The organism is Pseudomonas sp. PA27(2017), from assembly GCF_001945445.1.
In the GTDB taxonomy this organism is placed as follows: Bacteria; Pseudomonadota; Gammaproteobacteria; order Pseudomonadales; family Pseudomonadaceae; genus Aquipseudomonas.
The window spans coordinates 49118-72346 of record NZ_MSXW01000038.1; the positions used below are offsets into that span (position 1 = coordinate 49118).

Annotated in this window: 18 protein-coding genes; 15 read left to right on the forward strand and 3 right to left on the reverse strand. The window is 64.1% G+C overall.

Annotation, left to right across the window (positions count from 1 at the left end; translation table 11 throughout):
- Positions 1 to 4 precede the first annotated feature (4 nt).
- Together ubiG and BVH06_RS16975 are read right to left on the reverse strand one after the other, a co-directional pair.
- Entirely contained in the window at positions 5 to 703 is a 699-nt protein-coding gene (ubiG, locus tag BVH06_RS16970; RefSeq protein ID WP_075934860.1) for a bifunctional 2-polyprenyl-6-hydroxyphenol methylase/3-demethylubiquinol 3-O-methyltransferase UbiG, read from the reverse strand.
- 369 nt (positions 704 to 1072) lie between these two features.
- Positions 1073 to 2392 carry a TRZ/ATZ family hydrolase gene (locus BVH06_RS16975; protein WP_075934861.1) on the reverse strand — a complete coding sequence of 440 codons (1320 nt, stop codon included), beginning with the start codon at positions 2390 to 2392 and terminating at the stop codon, positions 1073 to 1075.
- Positions 2393 to 2515: 123 nt separating this feature from the next.
- Between BVH06_RS16975 and BVH06_RS16980 the strand changes: the two genes are divergently transcribed.
- From BVH06_RS16980 to rpsA, 8 genes are all read left to right on the forward strand, one after another.
- On the forward strand, positions 2516 to 3586 hold the full coding sequence (locus tag BVH06_RS16980) for a s-methyl-5-thioribose-1-phosphate isomerase (protein ID WP_075930564.1): 1071 nt from the start codon (positions 2516 to 2518) through the stop codon (positions 3584 to 3586).
- A 224-nt stretch (positions 3587 to 3810) separates the two neighbouring features.
- Complete coding sequence (gene gyrA, locus BVH06_RS16985) at positions 3811 to 6618, forward strand: DNA gyrase subunit A (protein WP_075934862.1); 2808 nt, start codon at positions 3811 to 3813, stop codon at positions 6616 to 6618.
- A gap of 85 nt (positions 6619 to 6703) precedes the next feature.
- Complete coding sequence (serC, locus tag BVH06_RS16990) at positions 6704 to 7789, forward strand: 3-phosphoserine/phosphohydroxythreonine transaminase (protein WP_075934863.1); 1086 nt, start codon at positions 6704 to 6706, stop codon at positions 7787 to 7789.
- Positions 7789 to 8898 (forward strand): prephenate dehydratase, encoded by a 1110-nt coding sequence (gene pheA, locus BVH06_RS16995; protein ID WP_075930561.1) that lies wholly within the window; start codon positions 7789 to 7791, stop codon positions 8896 to 8898. Before serC ends, pheA begins: the two co-directional genes overlap by 1 nt.
- 81 nt (positions 8899 to 8979) lie before the next feature.
- Positions 8980 to 10089, forward strand: coding sequence for a histidinol-phosphate transaminase (gene hisC / locus BVH06_RS17000; RefSeq protein WP_075934864.1), 1110 nt, complete (start codon positions 8980 to 8982; stop codon positions 10087 to 10089).
- A complete protein-coding gene (locus BVH06_RS17005) occupies positions 10086 to 12326 on the forward strand; it encodes a bifunctional prephenate dehydrogenase/3-phosphoshikimate 1-carboxyvinyltransferase (RefSeq protein WP_075934865.1) in 2241 nt (746 codons plus the stop codon). The genes hisC and BVH06_RS17005 overlap by 4 nt, the downstream gene beginning before the upstream one ends.
- On the forward strand, positions 12323 to 13012 hold the full coding sequence (gene cmk / locus BVH06_RS17010; protein WP_027905158.1) for a (d)CMP kinase: 690 nt from the start codon (positions 12323 to 12325) through the stop codon (positions 13010 to 13012). The genes BVH06_RS17005 and cmk overlap by 4 nt, the downstream gene beginning before the upstream one ends.
- 138 nt (positions 13013 to 13150) lie before the next feature.
- Positions 13151 to 14830, forward strand: coding sequence for a 30S ribosomal protein S1 (gene rpsA, locus BVH06_RS17015; RefSeq protein WP_013791124.1), 1680 nt, complete (start codon positions 13151 to 13153; stop codon positions 14828 to 14830).
- 316 nt (positions 14831 to 15146) lie between these two features.
- On the opposite strand, the gene BVH06_RS17020 is transcribed toward rpsA, so the two are convergent.
- Positions 15147 to 16022 carry a LysR family transcriptional regulator gene (locus BVH06_RS17020; protein ID WP_075934866.1) on the reverse strand — a complete coding sequence of 292 codons (876 nt, stop codon included), beginning with the start codon at positions 16020 to 16022 and terminating at the stop codon, positions 15147 to 15149.
- Between the two features lie 224 nt (positions 16023 to 16246).
- Between BVH06_RS17020 and BVH06_RS17025 the strand changes: the two genes are divergently transcribed.
- The 7 genes from BVH06_RS17025 (at position 16247) to pcaF (ending at position 23004) form a co-directional block, all read left to right on the forward strand.
- A complete protein-coding gene (locus BVH06_RS17025; RefSeq protein WP_075934867.1) occupies positions 16247 to 17368 on the forward strand; it encodes a muconate cycloisomerase family protein in 1122 nt (373 codons plus the stop codon).
- A 23-nt stretch (positions 17369 to 17391) separates the two neighbouring features.
- A complete protein-coding gene (gene catC / locus BVH06_RS17030) occupies positions 17392 to 17682 on the forward strand; it encodes a muconolactone Delta-isomerase (protein WP_075930555.1) in 291 nt (96 codons plus the stop codon).
- 58 nt (positions 17683 to 17740) lie between these two features.
- Positions 17741 to 18670, forward strand: coding sequence for a catechol 1,2-dioxygenase (catA, locus tag BVH06_RS17035; RefSeq protein WP_075934868.1), 930 nt, complete (start codon positions 17741 to 17743; stop codon positions 18668 to 18670).
- Between the two features lie 246 nt (positions 18671 to 18916).
- Entirely contained in the window at positions 18917 to 19873 is a 957-nt protein-coding gene (locus BVH06_RS17040) for an AraC family transcriptional regulator (protein WP_075934979.1), read from the forward strand.
- Between the two features lie 295 nt (positions 19874 to 20168).
- Positions 20169 to 21020 (forward strand): CoA transferase subunit A, encoded by an 852-nt coding sequence (locus BVH06_RS17045; RefSeq protein WP_075934869.1) that lies wholly within the window; start codon positions 20169 to 20171, stop codon positions 21018 to 21020.
- Positions 21020 to 21802, forward strand: a complete 783-nt coding sequence (locus BVH06_RS17050; RefSeq protein ID WP_075930552.1) for a CoA-transferase subunit beta — start codon at positions 21020 to 21022, stop codon at positions 21800 to 21802. The genes BVH06_RS17045 and BVH06_RS17050 overlap by 1 nt, the downstream gene beginning before the upstream one ends.
- A complete protein-coding gene (pcaF, locus tag BVH06_RS17055) occupies positions 21799 to 23004 on the forward strand; it encodes a 3-oxoadipyl-CoA thiolase (protein WP_075934870.1) in 1206 nt (401 codons plus the stop codon). Before BVH06_RS17050 ends, pcaF begins: the two co-directional genes overlap by 4 nt.
- The last annotated feature ends 225 nt before the right edge of the window (positions 23005 to 23229 follow it).

A 23229-nucleotide genomic window follows, 5' to 3' on the forward strand; every position in this document is an offset into this window, starting at 1 on the left:
GCGCTCAATCGGCCTTGCGGGTGTGCACCATGTAGTTGACGTCGACGTCGTTGGCCAGCTTGTAGTGCTTGGTCAGCGGGTTGTAGGTCAGGCCGATGATGTCCTTGACCTCCAGCCCGGCCTGGCGGCTCCAGGCACCCAGCTCGGAAGGGCGGATGAATTTTTTGAAATCGTGGGTGCCGCGCGGCAGCAGGCGCAGGATGTACTCAGCGCCGATCACCGCGAACAGGTACGCCTTGGGATTGCGGTTGATGGTGGAGAAGAACACCTGGCCGCCGGGTTTGACCAGCTTGTGGCAGGCACGAATCACCGAGGACGGATCCGGTACGTGCTCGAGCATTTCCAGGCAGGTGACCACGTCGAACTGGCCGGGCATTTCATCGGCCATGGCTTCGGCGGTGATCTGCCGGTAATCCACTTCCACGCCCGACTCGAGCTGGTGCAGGCGGGCCACGGCCAGCGGCGCCTCACCCATGTCGATACCGGTCACGCTGGCACCGCGCTGGGCCATGGCCTCACTGAGAATGCCGCCGCCACAGCCGACGTCGAGCACCTTCTTGCCGGCCAGGCCGGCGCGCTCGTCGATCCAGTTGACGCGCAGCGGATTGATCTCGTGCAGCGGCTTGAACTCGCTTTCCTTGTCCCACCAGCGATGGGCGAGGGCTTCGAATTTGGCGATTTCAGCGTGGTCGACGTTGCTCATGGTTTTCCCTGAATAAAGCGAATGCGTATGACAGGACGCGCAATGCGTCCATGTTGCCAGCTCTGCGCGGCGCGTTGCTGGCCTGTGATGTGTGACAGTTTGCCGTACTTCTTGATCAATGTGCCGGACGCCCGGCAATCGGACACCGTAATAACTACCTGCGTTGTCATCACTGCGTTGAAAACAGGCTGGATTGCCAGCCCAGTCGGAAAGCCGCTTGCGGCTAACGCGCTTCAGCACGGCCCGAAGGGCGAGCGAAGCGAGTAATGCTCATTTACAGCTCGTAAAGTCGAGCGCGACCCCGGCCGCTTTCTCGCCTGTTTTTGCGGGGCCGCCCCCGGCCTTGTGCTGACTGCCTCGGCAACGTTCTCATCGGTGTCCTATCTTCGCGCCCCACTGTTGCGTATTGGCTATGATGCGCGCCTCGTCCAGGCGCGTCAGGCGGCCTCCGTCCAGCAGCAGTTTGCCGGCGACCCAGAGGTGCTCGACGCAGTGCCGCGAGGTGGCATAGATCAGCTGCGAAACCGGATCGTACACCGGCTGCTGGGCGAGGCCGCGCAGGTCGAAGGCGACGATGTCGGCGGCCTTGCCGAGCTCCAGCGAACCGATTTCGCCTTCCAGGCCCAGGGCGCGGGCGCCGTTGAGGGTCGCCATGCGCAGCGCGCGGTGGGCATCCAGCGCGCTGGCCGAGCCGGCCACGGCCTTGGCCAGCAGGGCGGCGGTACGGGTTTCGCCGAGCAGATCGAGATCATTGTTGCTGGCTGCGCCGTCGGTGCCGATGGCCACGTTGACGCCGGCCTGCCAGAGCTTCTCGACCGGGCAGAAGCCGCTGGCCAGCTTGAGGTTGGATTCGGGGCAGTGGATCACGCTGCTGTTGGTGGCCACCAGCAGGGCGATGTCTTCGTCGTCGATCTGCGTCATGTGCACGGCCTGGAAACGCGGGCCCAGCAGGCCCAGGCGGTTCAACCGCGCCAGCGGGCGCTCGCCGTGGTGCTCCAGGCTCTGCTGCACTTCGAAGGCGGTTTCATGGACGTGCATGTGGATGCCGGCGTCCACTTCCTCGGCGAGGATGCGCAGTTTTTCCAGGTTGGCATCGCTGACCGTGTAGGGCGCATGGGGGCCGAAGGCGACGCTGATGCGCGGGTGGTGCTTCATGTCGTCGAACAGCGTCACGCCCTTGCGCAGCGCCTCGTCGGCATCCCGGGCGCCGGGGATGGCGAAGTCCAGCACCGGGATGCTGATCTGCGCGCGCATGCCGCTGGCGTGTACCCGCTCGCAGGCCATCTCGGGAAAGAAGTACATGTCGGCGAAGCAACTGATGCCGCTCTTTATCTGTTCGGCGATGGCCAGCTCGGTGCCGTCCTGCACGAACTGCTCATCGACCCATTTGGCTTCCGCCGGCCAGATGTGTTTCTCCAGCCAGGTCATCAGCGGCAGGTCATCGGCCAGGCCGCGGAACAGGGTCATGGCGGCATGCCCGTGTGCGTTGACCAGGCCGGGGGTCAGCAGGCGGCCGGGCAGTTCGCGAATTTCCGTCGCACCCTGGCGCAGGGCCTCGGCGCGCGGGGCGATCAGCGCGATGCGGCCGTCGCGGATGCCCAGGCCATGCTCGTGGAGCACCACGCCGGCAGGCTCGACCGGTACCAGCCAGGTGGGCAGCAATAAGAGGTCGAGCGGGGCGTCGGCCATGGGTGGGTTCCGTGAGCGAAAACGCCGAGTCTATAGAGGAATGCCGCGGTCTTGAAGGTGCGCGGCGTGCGGCCGACTGCTCGCCCGGCGTATACTGGCCGGCTTTCTAGGATGGAGTAGGTGATGCGCGAGCGTTTGCTGGCTGCCGAGCAGGTCGTGGGGTTCGTCTGGCGCGAGGGGGCGCTGCACGTGCTCGATCAGCGCCGCTTGCCCGGCGAGCAGGTCTGGCACGCCTGTCACTCGGTAGCGGCGGTGGCCGCCATGCTGGCCGAGGGTGCGCTGCAGGGCGTTGCCGCGCAGGTGATCTGCTGTGGTTACGGGCTGGTGTTGGGCGCCCGGCAGCGTGCGGACGAGGGCGCCGATTGGCGCGCCGGGCTGCAGGTCGATATCGACGCCTTGTGCGCTGCCGGCCTGCCGTCTGAAGAAGGCGAACGCCTGTTGGCCCGCATGCAGCAGCGCCTGGCGATCCTCAAGCCCGGCGCGCAGCCCCTGGCCGTGCTGGAGGATGAAGCCGGCGGTGCCCACCAGCGTGATCGCGAAGCCAATCTGGCCATGGCCCAGCTGGGCGTGGAACTGATCCGCGGCTTCCAGGGCAACCTGCAGAACCTCTTGAGCATCGGCAGTGCCGGCGCGCTGGCTGGTGGCGGCATCGGTACGGCCCTTGGCGTGGTGCGCGCGGCGCAGCTTGAAGGCCTTCTGGAGCGCTGTTACCTGGGTGAAAGCCGGCCGTTTCTGCAGGGTGCGCGCCTGGCCGCGTGGGAGCTGCATCAAGAAGGTATCGCCGTGGCGTTGAGCGCCGATGCCGCGCTCGCCCATGTCATGAAGGAGCGCGGCGTCACCTGGGCCATCGTCGGTGCCGAGCGGATCGCCGCCAATGGCGATGTGCTGGGCGTGATCGGCACCTATCAGTTGGCCGTGGCGGCCATGCACCATGGCGTGCGGCTGATGGTCGTGGCACCGAGCGCGGTCATCGACCTGCAGCAGGACAGTGGCGAAGAGGGCTTTCACGACCTCGGCCACGGCCCGCTGGCCTATTCGCCCCGCGAGCGCATCAAGGGCGTCGACCAAGTGGCGCCGCGCTATGATGTGACCCCCGCCGATCTGGTGGATTTCCTGGTCACCGAGCGTGGGGTGATCGAGCGCCCGGATGCCGCCAAGCTCAGTCAGCTGATGTGTCGCAAGCGCCTGCATTGAGCGCCTGGCTACATAAGCTGCGGGGATAGGTGCAGGGCGCGCTTTGTGGTAAGCTCCGGCAGTTTTCAGGGGCACCGCCTGCGGCTGCCGTCACTGCTCGAATGCATGACATAACGTATTGATTTGTCGTGAGTCGTCGCTGGCCTGATGCCATTGCGACGCGCTTCGCCAGGCTCCAGATGAGCCGGGTGGAGTTTCATCAGAAAAAAGGAATCAGGCTACTCATGGGCGAACTGGCCAAAGAAATCCTCCCGGTCAACATCGAAGATGAACTGAAACAGTCGTACCTCGACTACGCGATGAGCGTGATCGTCGGGCGTGCCTTGCCGGATGCGCGCGACGGCCTGAAGCCCGTGCATCGCCGGGTGCTGTTCGCCATGAGCGAGCTGGGCAACGACTGGAACAAGCCCTACAAGAAATCCGCCCGTGTGGTCGGTGACGTGATCGGTAAATATCACCCGCACGGTGATACCGCCGTTTACGACACCATCGTACGGATGGCGCAGCCGTTCTCGCTGCGCTACCTGCTGGTCGACGGCCAGGGCAACTTCGGTTCGGTGGATGGTGACAACGCCGCGGCCATGCGATACACCGAAGTGCGCATGACCAAGCTGGCTCACGAGCTGTTGGCCGACCTGCACAAGGAAACCGTCGACTGGGTGCCCAACTACGACGGCACCGAGCAGATCCCGGCGGTCATGCCGACCAAGATCCCCAACCTGCTGGTCAACGGTTCCAGCGGTATCGCCGTGGGCATGGCCACCAACATTCCGCCGCACAACCTGGGCGAAGTGATCGATGGCTGCCTGGCGCTGATCGACAACCCGGAACTGACCGTCGATGAGTTGATGCAGTACATCCCCGGGCCGGACTTCCCGACCGCGGGCATCATCAATGGCCGCGCCGGTATCGTCGAAGCGTACCGCACCGGCCGTGGGCGGATTTACATCCGTGCCCGCGCCGAAGTCGAAGACATCGACAAGGTCGGCGGTCGCCAGCAGATCGTCGTCACCGAGCTGCCGTACCAGCTGAACAAGGCCCGCCTGATCGAGAAGATCGCCGAGCTGGTCAAGGAGAAGAAGCTCGAGGGCATCACCGAGCTGCGCGACGAGTCCGACAAGGACGGCATGCGCGTGGTCATCGAGCTGCGCCGCGGCGAAGTGCCCGAGGTGATCCTCAACAACCTGTACGCCCAGACCCAGATGCAGAGCGTGTTCGGCATCAACGTGGTGGCGCTGATCGACGGCCAGCCGAAGATCCTCAACCTCAAGGACATGCTCGATGCCTTCATCCTGCACCGTCGTGAGGTGGTCACTCGCCGTACCGTATTCGAACTGCGCAAGGCCCGTGAGCGTGGCCACATTCTCGAAGGTCAGGCGGTCGCGCTGTCCAACATCGACCCGGTCATCGCCCTGATCAAGGCCTCGCCGACGCCGTCCGAAGCCAAGGAAGCGCTGATTTCCACTGCCTGGGAATCCACCGCCGTGGAAGCCATGGTCGAGCGCGCCGGTGCCGATTCCTGCCGCCCGGAAGGTCTCGATGCGCAATACGGCCTGCGCGACGGCAAGTACTACCTGTCGCCGGAACAGGCCCAGGCGATCCTCGACCTGCGCCTGCATCGCCTGACCGGCCTGGAGCACGAGAAGCTGCTGGCCGAGTATCAGGAGATCCTCAACCAGATCGGCGAGCTGATCCGCATCCTGACCAGCGCCGTGCGCCTGATGGAAGTGATTCGCGAAGAGATGGAAGCGGTAAAGGCCGAGTTCGGCGACAAGCGCCGTACCGAGATTCTCGATTCGCGTCTGGACCTGACCCTGGGCGACATGATCCCGGAAGAAGAGCGCGTGGTGACCATCTCCCACGGCGGCTACGCCAAGACCCAGCCGCTGACCGCCTACCAGGCCCAGCGCCGCGGCGGCAAGGGCAAGTCGGCCACCGGCATCAAGGACGAGGATTACATCGCGCACCTGCTGGTCGCCAACAGCCACGCCACGCTGCTGCTGTTCTCCAGCAAGGGCAAGGTGTACTGGCTGAAAACCTACGAAATTCCCGAGGCGTCCCGTGCCGCCCGCGGCCGCCCATTGGTCAACCTGCTGCCGCTGGAAGAGGGTGAATACATCACCACCATGCTGCAGATCGACCTCGAAGCCCTGCAGCAGCAGGCCGGCGCCGATGACGTGGACGACAGCGACGACGCCGTGCTCGAAGGCGAGATCGTCGAAGCCGAAGAAGTGGCCGAAGCCGCCGAGGTCGAGGAAGTCGAAGGCGAAACCGCCGAGCTGGTGGCCGAGCCGACTGGCGCCTACATCTTCATGGCCACCGCCTCCGGTACCGTGAAGAAGACCCCGCTGGTGCAGTTCAGCCGCCCGCGTTCCAACGGCCTGATCGCCCTGAAACTGAAGGAAGGCGACACCCTGATCGCTGCCGCCATCACCGACGGCGCCAAGGAAGTCATGCTGTTCTCCAGTGCCGGCAAGGTGATCCGTTTCGCCGAGAGCGTGGTGCGCGTCATGGGCCGTGGTGCCCGTGGTATCCGCGGCATGCGTATCGGCAAGGATCAGCGCCTGATCTCCATGCTGATTCCCGAGTCCGGCGCGCAGATCCTCACTGCCTCCGAGCGTGGCTTCGGCAAGCGCACGGCGCTGTCCAAGTTCCCGCGTCGCGGTCGCGGCGGCCAGGGCGTGATCGGCATGATCACCAAGGAACGTAACGGCCCGCTGATCGGTGCCATCCAAGTGCAGGACGGTGAGGAAATCATGCTGATTTCCGACCAGGGCACCCTGGTACGTACCCGTGTCGACGAAGTGTCCAGTTCCGGCCGTAACACCCAGGGCGTGACCCTGATCAAGCTGGCCAAGGACGAGAAACTGGTCGGCCTGGAGCGCGTGCAGGAGCCGTCCGAAGAGGACATCGAGGAGGCACTGGACGAAGAGGGCAATCCGCTCGTCGTTGCCGAAGCCGATGAAGCTGTTGCAGGCGAAGAGTCGGCAGCAGAAGGTGATGAGCCAGCAGAAGAAGATCGCGACGCCTAACCGCGCCGCTCTGCCTGCAGTGTTACGGCACTGCAGGCAGCATTTCGCCAGATAGATGTAGAAGACAGTCAAGCGAGAGTGAATTGTGAGCAAGCGAGCCTTTAACTTCTGCGCCGGCCCGGCCGCGCTTCCCGAAGCCGTTCTGCAGCGTGCCCAGGCCGAGTTGCTCGACTGGCAGGGCAAGGGCCTTTCCGTCATGGAAATGAGCCATCGCAGCGACGACTACGTGGCCATCGCCGAAAAGGCCGAGCAGGATCTGCGCGACCTGCTGAGCATTCCCTCCGACTACAAGGTGCTGTTCCTGCAGGGCGGGGCGAGTCAGCAGTTCGCCGAGATTCCGCTCAACCTGCTGCCCGAAGACGGCACCGCCGACTACGTCGACACCGGCATCTGGTCGAAGAAGAGCATCGAAGAGGCGCGCCGCTACGGCAACGTCAACGTCGCCGCCAGCGCCAAGCCCTACGATTACTTCGCCATTCCGGGGCAGAACGAGTGGCAGCTGTCCAAGAACGCCGCCTACCTGCACTACGCCAGCAACGAAACCATCGGCGGCCTGCAGTTCGACTGGATCCCCGAGACCGGCGACGTACCGCTGGTGGTCGACATGTCCTCGGACATCCTGTCCCGTGAAGTGGACATCTCCAAGTTCGGCCTGATCTACGCTGGCGCGCAGAAGAACATCGGCCCCAGCGGCCTGGTGGTGGCGATCATTCGTGAAGACCTGCTCGGTCGTGCGCGTAGCAGTTGCCCAACCATGCTCAATTACAAGATCGCCGCCGATAACGGTTCGATGTACAACACCCCGGCGACCTTCAGCTGGTACCTGTCCGGCCTGGTCTTCGAGTGGCTGAAGGAGCAGGGCGGGGTTGCCGCCATGGAGCAGCGCAACAAGGCCAAGAAGGATCTGCTGTACAAGGCCATCGACGCCAGCGAGTTCTACAGCAACCCGATCGCCAAGAACGCCCGCTCGTGGATGAACGTGCCGTTCCGCCTGGCTGACGAACGCCTCGACAAGCCGTTCCTGGCTGGCGCCGATGCCCGCGGCCTGCTCAACCTCAAGGGCCACCGTTCGGTTGGCGGCATGCGCGCCTCCATCTATAACGCCGTGGGCCTGGATGCGGTCGAGGCGCTGGTCGCCTATATGGCGGAGTTCGAGAAGGAGCACGCCTGATGAGCAGCGACGCCAACACCGACCAGGCGCTGCAGGCCCTGCGCCTGCGCATCGACAGCCTGGACGAGAAGATTCTCGAGCTGATCAGCGACCGTGCGCGCTGCGCCGAAGAAGTGGCGCGGGTGAAGATGGCGACTCTGGCCGAAGGCGAGGTGCCGGTGTTCTACCGTCCCGAGCGTGAGGCGCAGGTGCTCAAGCGGGTGATGGAGCGCAACCGCGGGCCGTTGGGCAATGAGGACATGGCGCGGCTGTTCCGCGAGATCATGTCGTCCTGCCTGGCGCTGGAGAACCCCCTCAAGGTCGCCTATCTGGGCCCGGAAGGCACCTTCTCCCAGGCGGCGGCAATGAAGCATTTCGGGCACGCGGTGATCAGCCAGCCCATGGCGGCGATCGACGAAGTGTTTCGCGAGGTGGTGGCCGGCGCCGTCAACTTCGGCGTGGTGCCGGTGGAGAACTCTACTGAGGGTGCGGTCAACCACACCCTGGACAGCTTCCTCGAGCACGATCTGGTGATCTGCGGCGAAGTGGAGCTGCGCATCCACCATCACCTGCTGGTCGGTGATGCCACCAAGACCGACCGCATCACCCGTATCTATTCCCATGCCCAGTCCCTGGCCCAGTGCCGCAAGTGGCTGGACGCCCATTACCCGAACGTCGAGCGCGTGGCGGTTTCCAGCAACGCCGACGCGGCGCGCCGGGTGAAGAGCGAGTGGAACTCGGCGGCGATTGCCGGCGACATGGCGGCCAACCTGTACGACCTGACCCGCCTGGCCGAGAAGATCGAGGATCGCCCGGACAACTCCACGCGCTTTCTGATCATCGGCAACCAGGAAGTGCCGCCCACCGGCGACGACAAGACCTCGGTGATCGTCTCGATGCGCAACAAGCCCGGTGCCCTGCACGAGCTGCTGGTGCCGTTCCACCAGAACGGCATCGACCTGACCCGCATCGAAACGCGCCCGTCGCGCAGCGGCAAGTGGACCTACGCCTTCTTCATCGACTTCGTCGGCCACCACCGCGACCCGCTGATCAAGGACGTGCTGGAAAAAATCAATCAGGAAGCCGTGGCGCTCAAGGTGCTGGGTTCCTACCCCAAGGCAGTACTTTAACTGCGGCTCCAGGCCGCGGGTTGCGGGCGACAGGCAACAGGCTTGTGCTCGCTGCCCGGGCCTGCAGCCCGAGGCCTGACTATGAGTTGTGATTTCATCGCCCTGGCCCAGCCAGGCGTACAGAAACTGTCCCCCTACGTGCCAGGCAAGCCGGTCGACGAGTTGGCTCGTGAGCTGGACATGGATCCGGCCAGCATCGTCAAACTGGCCAGCAACGAAAACCCGCTGGGCCCGAGCCCCATGGCGTTGGCCGCGATCCGCGCCGAGCTGGACGAGCTGACTCGCTACCCGGACGGCAATGGCTTCGCCCTGAAGACCCTGCTGGCCGAGCGCTGCGGCGTGACCACTGCCCAGGTCACCCTGGGCAACGGCTCCAACGACATCCTCGAGCTGGTCGCCCGCGCTTACCTGGCGCCTGGCCTGAACGCCGTATTCAGCGCACACGCGTTTGCCGTCTACCCGATCGCCACCCAGGCCGTCGGCGCCCAGGCCAAGGTCGTCCCAGCCGTCAACTTCGGCCATGACCTGCCGGCCATGCTGGCGGCCATCGATGCCAATACCCGCGTGGTGTTCATCGCCAACCCCAACAACCCGACCGGCACCTGGTTCGGCAAGCAGGCACTGGGCGATTTCCTCGCCGCCGTGCCGGAAAACGTGCTGGTGGTGCTGGACGAGGCCTACATCGAATACGCCGACGGCGACGAGTTGCCGGACGGCCTGGATTACCTGGCCGATCACCCCAACCTGCTGGTATCGCGTACCTTCTCCAAGGCCTACGGCCTGGCCTCGCTGCGCGTCGGCTACGGCCTGAGCCGGCCGGACGTGGCCGACGTGCTGAACCGCGTCCGCCAGCCGTTCAACGTCAACAGTTTCGCCCTGGCGGCGGCCTGCGCGGCGTTCGACGATACCGAGTACCTGGCGCGCAGCCGCGAGATCAACACCGCCGGCATGCTGCAGTTGCAGGAAGGCTGCCGCGAACTGGGCCTGAGCTGGATTCCGTCGAAAGCCAACTTCCTGGCCATCGACTTCGGCCGTGATACCGCTGCGATCAACCAGGGCCTGCTGCGCGAAGGCGTGATCGTGCGTCCGGTCGCCGGCTACGGCATGCCCAACCACCTGCGCGTTTCCATTGGCCTGCCGGCCGAGAACGCCCGCTTCCTAGAAGCGCTGCGCAAGGTGCTGAACGCGTGATCGAACGCCATGCACCCGTGAAGCCGCTGGTCGAGCGTCTGGTCGTTGTCGGTCTCGGGTTGATCGGCGGTTCCTTCGCCAAGGGCCTGCGCGCCCGCGGCGTGTGCCGTGAAGTGGTGGGCGTCGACCTGGATGCGCAGTCGCGGCGCCTGGCCGTCGAGCTTGGCGTCGTCGACCGCTGCGAAGAGGCACTGGCCACCGCCTGTCAGGGCGCCGACGTGATCATGCTGGCCGTCCCTATCCTGGCCATGGAGCGCGTACTCGGCGAATTGGCCAAGCTGGATCTGGGCGATGCCATCCTGACCGATGCCGGCAGCGCCAAGGGCAACGTGGTGCGCGCTGCCGATGCGGTGTTCGGCGGCGTGCCGGCGCGGTTCGTACCGGGCCACCCGATCGCCGGCTCCGAGCAGAGCGGGGTAGAGGCGGCCAATGGCGAGCTGTTCAAACGCCACAAGGTGATCCTCACGCCGCTGGCGCAGACCGACGCCCTGGCCCTGCAGCGCGTCGACCAGTTGTGGCGCGAGTTGGGTGCCGATGTAGAGCACATGCAGGTCGAGCACCACGACCAGGTGCTCGCGGCCACCAGCCACTTGCCCCATCTGCTGGCCTTCGGCCTGGTCGACTCGCTGGCCAAACGCAACGAAAACCTGGAGATTTTCCGCTACGCCGCCGGCGGCTTCCGCGATTTCACGAGAATCGCCGGCAGCGACCCGGTCATGTGGCACGACATCTTTCTCGCCAACCGCGAGGCCGTGCTGCGCACCTTGGATGTATTTCGCGACGACCTCGACGCCTTGCGCGACGCGGTCGACGCAGGGGACGGGCATCATCTGCTGGGCGTATTCACCCGCGCCCGCGTGGCCCGCGAACATTTCAGCAAAATACTGGCCCGCCGGGCCTATGTGGACGCTATGCACTCGAACGATTTGATTTTCCTGGCAAATCCTGGCGGCAAGGTCGCCGGTCGCATCCGCGTACCGGGCGACAAGTCCATCTCGCACCGCTCGATCATGCTCGGCTCGCTGGCCGAGGGCACCACCGAGGTCGAAGGTTTCCTGGAGGGCGAAGACGCCCTGGCGACCCTGCAGGCCTTTCGCGACATGGGCGTGGTCATCGAAGGCCCGCACCATGGCCGCGTGACCATCCATGGCGTGGGCCTGCATGGCTTGAAGCCGCCACCCGGCCCGATCTACGTCGGTAACTCCGGCACCTCGATGCGCCTGCTCTCTGGCCTGCTGGCTGGCCAGCCGTTCGACGTGACCATGACGGGCGACGCCTCGCTGTCCAAGCGGCCGATGAACCGCGTGGCCAACCCGCTGCGGGAAATGGGCGCCGTGGTCGAGACCGGCCCGGACGGCCGTCCGCCGCTGACCATCCGTGGCGGCAGCAAGCTCAAGGCGCTGACCTACACCCTGCCGATGGCCAGCGCCCAGGTGAAATCCTGCCTGCTGTTGGCCGGCCTGTACGCCGAAGGCGTCACCACCGTGACCGAGCCGGCGCCGACCCGCGACCACACCGAGCGCATGCTGCGCGGCTTCGGCTACGCGGTTCAGTCCAACGGCCCGGTGGCCTCCCTGCAGGCCGGCGGCAAGCTGACCGCCACCCGCATCGAAGTGCCGGCGGACATTTCTTCGGCTGCTTTCTTCCTGGTCGCGGCGTCCATCGCCGAGGGTTCCGATCTGCTGCTCGAGCACGTCGGCATCAACCCGACCCGTATCGGCGTGATCGAGATCCTGCGCCTGATGGGCGGCGACATCACCCTGGAAAACCAGCGTGAAGTCGGCGGTGAGCCGGTGGCCGACCTGCGCGTGCGCGGTGCCAAGCTCAAGGGCATCGAGATCCCCGAAGAGCTGGTGCCGCTGGCCATCGACGAGTTCCCGGTGCTGTTCGTCGCCGCGGTCTGTGCCGAAGGGCGTACCGTGCTGCGCGGCGCCGAAGAATTGCGGGTCAAGGAGTCCGACCGCATTCAGGTCATGGCTGACGGCCTCACCAGCCTGGGCGTAAAAGTCGAGCCAACTGCTGATGGCATCATCATCGACGGCGGCCAAAGCATCGGCGGCGGCGAAGTGTACAGCCACGGTGATCACCGCATCGCCATGGCCTTCAGCGTCGCCTCGCTGCGCGCCACCGCGCCGATCCGCATCCACGACTGCGCCAACGTCGCCACCTCGTTCCCCAACTTCCTGGCCCTGGCCGAGCAGGTGGGTATTCGTGTCGCCGTGGAGGGCAAGCAATGAGCCTGAATGCACCGGTCATCACCATCGACGGGCCAAGCGGCTCGGGCAAGGGCACCGTTGCCGGCCTGTTGGCCAAGCAGCTGGGCTGGAACCTGCTGGACTCCGGTGCGCTGTACCGTCTGCTGGCGTTCTGCGCCGGCAACCACGGTGTCGATCTGGCCAACGAGGAGTCGCTGAAGCTTCTGGCTGCGCATCTAGATGTGCAGTTCCTCGCCGCTGGTGACGGCAAGCCGCAGCGCATCATCCTCGAAGGCGAGGAGGTGACCGATGCCATCCGCAACGAGCAGGTCGGCGCCGGGGCGTCCCAGGTCGCCGCACTGCCGGCGGTGCGTGAAGCCCTGCTGCAGCGCCAGCGTGCGTTCCGCGAGGCGCCGGGCCTGGTGGCCGATGGCCGCGACATGGGCACGGTGGTGTTCAGCGATGCGCCGCTCAAGGTTTTCCTGACCGCCAGCGCCGAGGAACGGGCCAATCGACGCTACCTGCAGTTGAAGGCCAAGGGCGATGATGTTAATCTCGCGAGTCTTCTCGATGAGATTCGGGCGCGCGATGAGCGCGATACCCAGCGCGCAGTGGCTCCGCTCAAGCCGGCAGCCGATGCGATTCAGCTGGATTCCACCGAGTTGTCCATCGAGCAGGTGCTGGAAAGAATCCTGAGCGAAGTCGCCAATCGCGACCTTGCCGGTTGAAAAGAGCCAGTTTCGGCTCGCAAGGGAGGCATACGGGAGACCAGTCCCAGTCCCGTAGGCCTCTTTTTACATGAATAAACCCGCATAGTCTGGAATGCGGAGCAGGGCGAATCCCCGCCCGACCCAACAGGAATCAACATGAGCGAAAGCTTTGCAGAACTTTTTGAAGAAAGCCTGAAGTCCCTCGACATGCAGCCGGGTGCCATCATCACCGGCATCGTGGTCGACATCGACGGCGACTGGGTTACCGTTCACGCTGGCCTGAAGTCCGAGGGCGTCATCCCTCTGGAGCAGTTCTTCAACGAACAAGGCGAGCTGACCATCAAGGTCGGTGACGAAGTACACGTAGCGCTGGACGCGGTCGAAGACGGCTTCGGTGAAACCAAGCTGTCCCGCGAAAAAGCCAAGCGCGCCGAGTGCTGGATCGTTCTGGAAGCAGCTTTCGCCGCTGAGGAAGTGGTCAAGGGCGTTATCAACGGTAAGGTTAAAGGCGGCTTCACTGTCGACGTTAACGGCATCCGTGCGTTCCTGCCAGGTTCCTTGGTCGATGTCCGTCCGGTGCGTGATACCACTCACCTGGAAGGCAAAGAGCTGGAATTCAAGGTCATCAAGCTCGACCAGAAGCGCAACAACGTTGTCGTTTCCCGTCGCAGCGTCCTGGAAGCCGAAAACAGTGCCGAGCGCGAAGCGCTGCTGGAATCGCTGCAGGAAGGCCAACAGGTCAAGGGTATCGTCAAGAACCTCACCGACTACGGCGCATTCGTGGATCTGGGTGGCGTCGACGGCCTGCTGCACATCACCGACATGGCCTGGAAGCGTATCAAGCACCCGTCCGAGATCGTCAACGTTGGCGACGAGATCGACGTCAAGGTTCTGAAGTACGATCGCGAGCGTAACCGTGTTTCCCTGGGCCTGAAGCAACTGGGCGAAGACCCATGGGTTGCCATCAAGGCTCGTTACCCGGAAAGCACCCGCGTCATGGCGCGCGTGACCAACCTGACCGATTACGGCTGCTTCGCAGAGCTGGAAGAAGGCGTGGAAGGCCTGGTACACGTTTCCGAAATGGACTGGACCAACAAGAACATCCACCCGTCGAAAGTCGTTCAGGTTGGCGACGAAGTGGAAGTCATGGTTCTGGACATCGACGAAGAGCGTCGTCGTATCTCCCTGGGTATCAAGCAGTGCAAAACCAACCCGTGGGAAGACTTCTCCGGTCAGTTCAACAAGGGTGACAAGATCTCCGGCACCATCAAGTCGATCACCGATTTCGGTATCTTCATTGGTCTGGACGGCGGCATCGACGGCCTGGTTCACCTGTCCGACATCTCCTGGAACGAAGTCGGCGAAGAAGCCGTACGTCGCTTCAAGAAGGGCGACGAGCTGGAAACCGTCATTCTGTCGGTCGACCCGGAGCGTGAGCGCATCTCCCTGGGCATCAAGCAACTGGAAGAAGATCCGTTCTCCGACTACGTTGCTGTCAACGACAAAGGCACCATCGTTCGCGGTACCGTGAAGGAAGTTGACGCCAAAGGCGCCATCATCACTCTGGCCGACGGCATCGAAGCCACTCTGAAAGCCTCCGAAATCAGCCGTGACCGCGTTGAAGACGCGCGCAACGTTCTGAAAGAAGGCGAAGAAGTAGAGGCCAAGATCATCAGCGTCGATCGCAAGAGCCGCGTGATCAGCCTGTCCGTCAAGTCGAAAGACGTCGAAGACGAAAAAGAAGCCATCAAGGAAATGCGCAAGCAGGAAGTTGAAACTTCCGGTCCGACCACCATCGGTGATCTGATTCGTGCGCAAATGGAAAACCAGAACTAAGTTCGGGTGATCCACAAAAAGGGCGACTTCGGTCGCCCTTTTTCATGCCTAAAAAAATGCTGTTTCGGCTCTGAAGTACCCTGAAAACGGGGCTTTGCAGTATTCCGGCATCGTCGGCGCCAACCAGCGGGTCACGCCCGCGATTTTTCACGCGCATGGCGCGCTCCCACACGGATCGTGGATGGCCGTTGTTCATTTGGCTCATCCTACGGACTCACTTGAGAACAGCATCCGTGGGAGCGGGCGGGGACGCCCAGTCCATGCCCGCGATGCTTTTCGTGTCAATGGACTTGGTCGCTCGGCCTGCCAGTCGCGCTTACTCGCTATCCAGATTCTTCACCAGCTTCAAACACCGCTTGAGCAGCGGCGAATCGTCGTCCTTGCGATAACTGATCACGATCGGCGAGGTGGCCGTTGCGTCGAGCAGGGGCGTGTAACCGATATCGTCGCGGTGCAGGCGTTGCACCGAGGCGGGTACCAGGCTGATGCCGATGCCGGCGGATACCAGGCCGATGGCGGTCTGCAATTCGTTGGTCATCTGCGCCACGCGAATCTTCAGGCCGTTACGGGCGAAGAGGGCCAGCACGTGGTCGGCATAGCTGGGCCTTGGCGAGGCGGGGTAGAGCACGAAGGGTTCGCGGGCCAGCTCCTCCAGCGAAGCCGGAGCAGCCAGCAATCGGTGGCCGGCGGGCAGGGCGGCGACCAGGGGATCTTCGCGGATCACTTCCTGCACGATGGCCGGATCCTCGATATGGATGCGCCCGAAGCCGATATCGATGCGGCCGCGCTTGAGCGCTTCCACCTGGGGCAAGGTGGTCAGCTCGGACAAACCCAGTTCGATGGCCGCTTCGCCACGTAGCTGGCGAATCAGTTCCGGCAGCGCGCCATACAGTGTGGAAGGCGCGAAGCCGATGCCGAACCAGCGTCGCTGGCCTTCGGCGATCCGCCGGGTATCGTCGCTGACGCGGCCCAGTTGCTCGAGCAACTGCACGGAATGTTCGTAGAAGAAGCGCCCGGCTTCGGTCAGGCGCAGCGGCCTGCCGCGTTCGATCAATGCCACGCCTAATTCGTCTTCCAGTTGCTGAATCTGCCGGCTCAGCGGTGGCTGAGCGATATGCAGGCGCTCGGCCGCACGGGTGAAATTGAGCGTTTCCGCCAGCACGCGGAAGTAGCGCAGATGGCGCAGCTCCATGATACCTCCAGGGTATGAAACCAGACCGATTCAATATTGGACTGCCTGATTTGCTGAGGTCAATCTGTGCCCAGACAAAAATAAAACCTGAAGGATATGCCCGTGCTTCCTCGCATCCCTTGCTCTTCTCGCCCGCTGCTGGCCGACCTCGTGAAGGGAGCGCCGCAGTGCGCCACTTCGCAGGCGACGGCTCGTGGCATTGCCGCGCATACGGATCAACGCCCATGAGCCTCCCGCTGATCGAAAGCCTCGACACCCTCATCGTCGACTTGCCCACCATTCGCCCGCACAAGCTGGCCATGCATACCATGCAGCAGCAGACCCTGGTCATCCTGCGCTTGCGCTGTAGCGACGGTATCGAAGGTGTCGGCGAAGCGACCACCATCGGCGGTCTGGCCTATGCCGGAGAAAGCCCGGAAAGCATCAAGACCAACATCGATACCTATTTCGCACCGCTGCTGATCGGCCAGCCGGCCGGCAACATCAATGCCGCCATGCTGCGCATCGACCGCAGCGTGCGCGCCAACACCTTTGCCCGTTCGGCGGTGGAAACCGCGCTGCTCGATGCCCAGGGCAAGCGCCTCGGGCTGCCGGTCGCCGAATTGCTCGGTGGCCGTGTGCGCGACGGCCTCGAAGTGGCTTGGACGCTGGCCAGCGGCGATACCGCCAAAGACATCGACGAGGCCGAGCGCATGCTCGACCTGCGTCGCCACCGGGTTTTCAAACTGAAGATCGGCAGCCGCGAGGCGGCGCTGGACATCGCCCACGTCGCCGCGATCAAGCGCGCCCTGGGCGACCGTGCCAGTGTACGGGTGGACGTCAACCAGGCGTGGAGCGAGGCGGTGGCCATTCGCGCCTGCCAGGCCCTCGGTGATGCCGGCGTCGACTTGATCGAGCAACCGATACCGCGCCAGGACGTGCTCGCCCAGGCCCGCGTTAGCGCCCGCAGCCCGGCGCCGATCATGGCCGACGAAGCCATCGAGAGCGTCGAGGACAGCTTCAATCTGGCCCGCGGCGGCGCCGCGCCGGTGTTCGCCCTGAAGATCGCCAAGAACGGCGGCCCGCGCGCCGTGCTGCGCAGTGCCTACATCGCCGAAGCGGCGGGCATCGGCCTGTACGGCGGCACCATGCTCGAAGGCAGCGTCGGCACCCTGGCCTCGGCCCATGCCTTCGCCACCCTGAGCAAGCTGGAATGGCACACCGAACTGTTCGGCCCGCTGCTGCTGACCGAGGACATCCTCGTCGAGGTGCCGGTGTACCGCGATTTCGAACTGAAGATCCCGACCACGCCGGGCCTCGGCGTGACGCTGGACGAAGAACGCCTGCAGCGCTTCAGCCGCCGCTGAGACGAACCTACAAGGAGCTAGCCATGCTGTTTCACGTGCGCATGACCGTCAAACTGCCCACCGACATGCCGGCCGAGCAGGCCGCGCGCCTCAAGGCCGACGAAAAGGAGCTGGCCCAGCGCCTGCAGCGCGAAGGCACCTGGCGTCACCTGTGGCGCATCGCCGGGCTTTACGCCAATGTCAGCATTTTCGACGTGGTCGACGCCCAGGCCCTGCACGACACGCTGATGCAATTGCCGCTGTACCCGTACATGGACATCGAGGTCATGGCGCTGTGTCGCCATCCGTCCTCGATCCACGCTGACGATCGCTGATCGGCGCCGCTCGCTCGCCAGATCGGATCCACACAACAACAAGATGAGGAAACACGCCATGACCGTTCGTATCGCCCAGACCGCCGAAGTGCAAAAGTTCTTCGAAGACGCCGCCGGTTTCACCAATGACGGCGGCGATGCCCGCATGAAAACGCTGATCCACCGTGTGCTCAACGACACGGCGAAGATCATCGAAGACCTGCAGATCACCCCGGAAGAGTTCTGGAAGGCGGTGAACTACCTCAACGAGCTCGGCGCCCGCCAGGAAGCCGGGCTGGTGGTCGCCGGCCTCGGCATCGAGCACTACCTCGACATGCTGATGGACGCCGAAGACGAGGAAGCGGGCCGCACCGGCGGTACGCCGCGTACCATCGAAGGGCCGCTGTACGTGGCCGGTGCGCCGCTGAGCAAAGGCGAAGCCCGTCTCGATGACGGCACCGATGCCGGCACGCCGCTGTTCATGCAGGGCCGGGTGTTCGATACCAGTGGCAAGCCGCTGGCTGGTGCCATTGTCGACGTATGGCACGCCAACACCGGCGGCACCTACTCGTACTTCGACCCGGCGCAATCGGAGTTCAACCTGCGCCGGCGCATCGAGACCGACGCCGAAGGCCGTTATCGTTTCCGCAGCATCGTGCCGTCCGGTTACGGTTGCCCGCCGGATGGCCCGACCCAGCAGTTACTCGACCAGCTCGGCCGTCATGGCCAGCGCCCGGCTCATGTGCACTTCTTCATTTCGGCGCCTGGCCATCGCCACCTGACCACCCAGATCAACCTGGATGGTGACAAGTACCTGCACGACGACTTCGCTTACGCCACCCGTGACGAGTTGATCGCCAGGATCGACTTCTCTGACGATGCAGCGCTTGCCAAGGCCCATGGCATAGAAGGGCGCTTCGCCGAAATCGAGTTCGACTTCACCCTGCAGTCCACCGCCGAGCCCAAGGCGCAGAAGCGCCATGAGCGGGTTCGTGCGTTGGAGGTGTAAGCGTCAACCGACCTGCAGGCCGTCCGCCGCGCTGTTTCTCGCTTGCCATGACTGGGCTGGCGAGAGCCGCGCGGCGTCTTGCGTTGAGCGCTGGCGAATGGCGAGCGGCTGATGCTCGAACAGAGATGTAACCCTTTGTCACGCCACCGTATCGCGTTAGCAGGGGATGGCTAGAATCGCCAGAAGATTAGCGGATTGCCGGGCACTGGCGATTCAGCCCTATAAGAAAAACAACGAGGTCTGATGATGAGCAATGTCTTGCTGGGCGCGCGCAGCCGTGTGTTCGAGCGTGCCGATCCCTACGCGGTGTCCGACTACGTCAATCAGCACGTCGGTGCTCACTGCATTCGCCTGCCGACCACGGGCTTTCCCGAAGCGAGCCTCAATCACCGCAAGTTCGCCAGCCTCGACCTGTGCCGCATCAGCTACGGCGGTAGCGTGCGTGTCACCTCGCCGGCGCTGGAAACCATCTATCACCTGCAGGTATTGCTCAAGGGCCATTGCCGCTCGCAATGCCGCGGCCAGGAACACTTCTACGTACCTGGCGAACTGCTGCTGATCAACCCCGATGATCCGGTGGATCTGACCTATTCGGCCGACTGCGAGAAATTCATCGTCAAGCTGCCGGTCAGCCTGTTCGAGAACACCTGCCTGGAGAACCGCTGGATGTTGCCGCAGAGCGGTATCCGCTTCACCGCGGCGCGTCACGACATGCGCGAGCTGGAGGGCTTCTCCAACCTGCTGATGCTGATCTGCGAGGAAGCCGAAGCAGCCTCCAGCATGCCTCAAGTGCAGGAACACTACGTGCGCATCATCGCCAGTAAGCTGCTCGGTCTGCTGGGCAACAACGTGCAGCGCCAGCAGCCGCAGACCCAGGTCAGCTCGTTCGAGCAGGTGGTCGACTACATCGAGCAGAACCTCACCCAGGACATCGGCATCGAACAATTGCTGGCCGTGGCCCGGGTCAGCGAGCGTTCGCTGTATGCACTGTTCGAGCGCCATGCCGGCATCAGCCCCAGGGATTACGTACGCCAGCGCAAGCTCGATAGCATCCACGCCCAGTTGCTAGACCCGAGCAGCGTGATGCGCAGCGTCACCGAAATCGCCCTGGATTACGGCTTCCTGCACCTGGGACGTTTTGCTGACGTCTATCGCCGGCGTTTCGGGGAGTTGCCGTCCGATACCTACAAGCGCAACCGTTGAGAACCTATTCACGATCTGCTGCGCGTCGGCCCTACTGCGTTAAAACCAGGTTCGGAATGCTCATTTACAGCTCGTAAACTCCGCTTCCTCGCCTGTTTTTGTGGGGCCGCCTAGGCCTTGTAAGGCTCTAGCTCGCTAGATCGTGAGCAGGTTCTGAAAGCAGCCATGAAAGTCTCGTTCGATTATCGAACGGATAGTCGATTATCGGATTGTTAGCAGGCTATTGGGTGAGTACCTTGTGACCATACGGCCTAGCTGCCGGCCCAGCATCCAGAGCAACAAGACGAGAACGACCATGGCTGAGATTCTCTCCCTGCGCGAAGCGGTCGAACGCTTCGTTCACGATGGCGACACCGTTGCCCTCGAAGGCTTCACCCACCTGATCCCGACCGCTGCATCCCACGAGCTGATCCGTCAGAATAAGAAAGATCTGACCCTTGTGCGCATGACGCCCGACCTGGTCTATGACCTGCTGATCGGTGCTGGTTGCGCGAAGAAGCTGATCTTCTCCTGGGGCGGTAACCCTGGTGTCGGCTCGCTGCACCGCCTGCGCGACGCGGTCGAGAAACACTGGCCACACAAGCTGGAAATCAGCGAGCACAGCCACGCGGCCATGGCCAATGCCTATGTCTCGGGCGCCTCCAACCTGCCATTCGCGGTGCTGCGCGGCTATCAGGGCTCGGACCTGGTCAAGGTCAACCCGGACATCAAGTTCATCGAGTGCCCGTTCACCGGCGAGAAGCTGGCCGCGGTTCCCAGCGTGCGTCCGGACGTCACCGTGATCCACGCCCAGAAGGCCGACCGCAAGGGCAACGTGCTGATCCAGGGCATCCTTGGCGTGCAGAAGGAAGCAGCCCTGGCGGCCAAGCGCTGCATCGTCACCGTCGAGGAAATCGTCGACGACCTGCAGGCGCCGATGAACGCCTGCGTGCTACCGACCTGGGCACTCACCGCGGTCTGCGTGGTGCCTGGCGGTGCCCATCCGTCCTACGCCCATGGCTACTACGAGCGCGACAACCGCTTCTACCAGGCCTGGGACCCGATTGCCCGCGACCGTGAAACCTTCACCGCCTGGATCGACGAGTACATCCGTGGCACCGAGGATTTTGCGCAATACCAGGCGAAGGTTAATGGGGAGGCCAAGTGATGAGCGATTTCAACACCAATGAAATGATGACCGTGGCCGCCGCACGCCGCCTCGGCAATGGCAGCGTCTGCTTCGTCGGCATCGGCCTGCCGTCCAAGGCCGCCAACCTGGCGCGTCTGACCCATGCCCCGGAAGTGGTGCTGATCTATGAGTCCGGCCCGATCGGTGCCAAGCCGAGCGTGCTGCCGCTGTCCATCGGTGACGGCGAGCTGGCGGAAACCGCCGATACCGTGGTGCCGACCGGCGAAATCTTCCGCTACTGGCTGCAGGGCGGGCGCATCGACGTCGGCTTCCTCGGCGCCGCCCAGGTCGACAAGTTCGGCAACATCAACACCACCGTGATCGGCGACTATCACGCGCCGAAAGTTCGTCTGCCGGGCGCCGGTGGCGCACCGGAGATTGCTGGCAGTGCCAAGAAAGTGCTGATCATCCTCAAACAGGGTCACCGCACTTTCGTCGACAAGCTGGCGTTCATCACCTCGGTTGGCCACGGCGAGGGCGGTGATCATCGCAAGCGTCTCGGCCTGCCGGGTGACGGCCCGGTGGCGATCATCACCGACCTGTGCATCATGGAGCCGGAAGCCGGCAGCAACGAATTCATCGTCACTTCGCTGCACCCAGGCGTGACCCGTGAGCAGGTGATCGAGAACACCGGCTGGCAGATCCGTTTCGCCGACAGCGTGACCACCACCGAGGCGCCGAAAGCCGAGGAACTGGCTGCGCTGCGTGACCTGGAAGCCCGTACTGCCGAGGCCCACGGCCAGAAAGGAGGTGACGAATGAGCCGCGAGGTATTCATCTGCGACGCCATCCGCACGCCGATTGGCCGCCTGAACGGCGCGCTGTCCGCGGTACGTGCCGACGACCTGGCGGCGATTCCGCTCAAGGCCTTGGTCGAGCGTAACCCGCAGGTCGACTGGTCGGCGCTCGATGAGGTTTTCATGGGCTGCGCCAACCAGTCCGGCGAAGACAACCGCAACGTTGCGCGAATGGCCCTGCTGCTCGCCGGCCTGCCGGAAACCGTGCCGGGCGTGACCCTCAATCGCCTGTGCGCCTCGGGCATGGAGGCGGTCGGTGCTGCGTTCCGCGCCATCGCCTCGGGCGAAATGGAACTGGCCATTGCTGCCGGCGTCGAGTCGATGACCCGCGCACCCTACGTGATGGGTAAGGCCGACAGCGCTTTTGGCCGCGGCCAGAAGCTGGAAGACACCACCCTGGGCTGGCGCTTCGTCAACCCGGCGATGAAAGAACAGTATGGCGTCGACCCGATGCCGGTTACCGGTGACAACGTTGCCGAGGACTATGGCGTCAGCCGTGCCGACCAGGACGCCTTCGGCCTGCGTAGCCAGCAGCGTGCAGCGGCGGCCCAGGAAGCCGGTTACTACGCCGAGGAGATCGTCCCGGTGGTGATCAAGACCAAGAAGGGCGAGATCGTCGTCGACCGTGACGAGCACCCGCGTGCCGACACCACCGCCGAAGGCCTGGCCAAGCTCAAGCCGGTCAACGGCCCGGATAAGACCGTCACCGCTGGCAACGCCTCGGGCCTCAACGATGGCGCCTCGGCGATGATCCTGGCCTCGGCCGAAGCCGTTGAACAGTACGGCCTCAAACCCCGTGCCAAGGTATTGGGCATGGCTAGCGGCGGCGTCGCGCCACGCATCATGGGCGTTGGCCCGGTGCCGGCGGTGCGCAAGCTGCTGACGCGCCTGAATCTGGACATCGATGCCTTCGACGTGATCGAGCTGAACGAAGCCTTCGCGGCCCAGGGCCTGGCAGTGACCCGCGACCTCGGTCTGCCGGACGACAGCCCCAAGGTCAACCCGAACGGCGGCGCCATCGCCCTCGGCCATCCCTTGGGCATGAGCGGCAACCGCCTGGTGCTGACCGCCGTGCATCATCTGGAGAAAACCGGCGGCAAGCTCGGCCTGGTGACCATGTGCGTTGGCGTGGGGCAGGGGCTGGCACTGGCTGTCGAGCGGGTTTGATCGCGGAATCGGCCGTTTGCCCTGGTCGGGTGCATGACGCTTTTCTCATCCACCGTGGCGCCTGCGGACGGTGGCCGGATAAAGCGCCGGCTACGCGCCCCGGTCCACCCTACGGCACTCGGCCCATCTACGGTTTGATGGCCGGCCGCGTACTTTGTGGGAGGGCGCCATGCGCCCGATTCGCGGGTATGGACTAGGCGTCCCCGCCCGCTCCCGCAGAGGCTT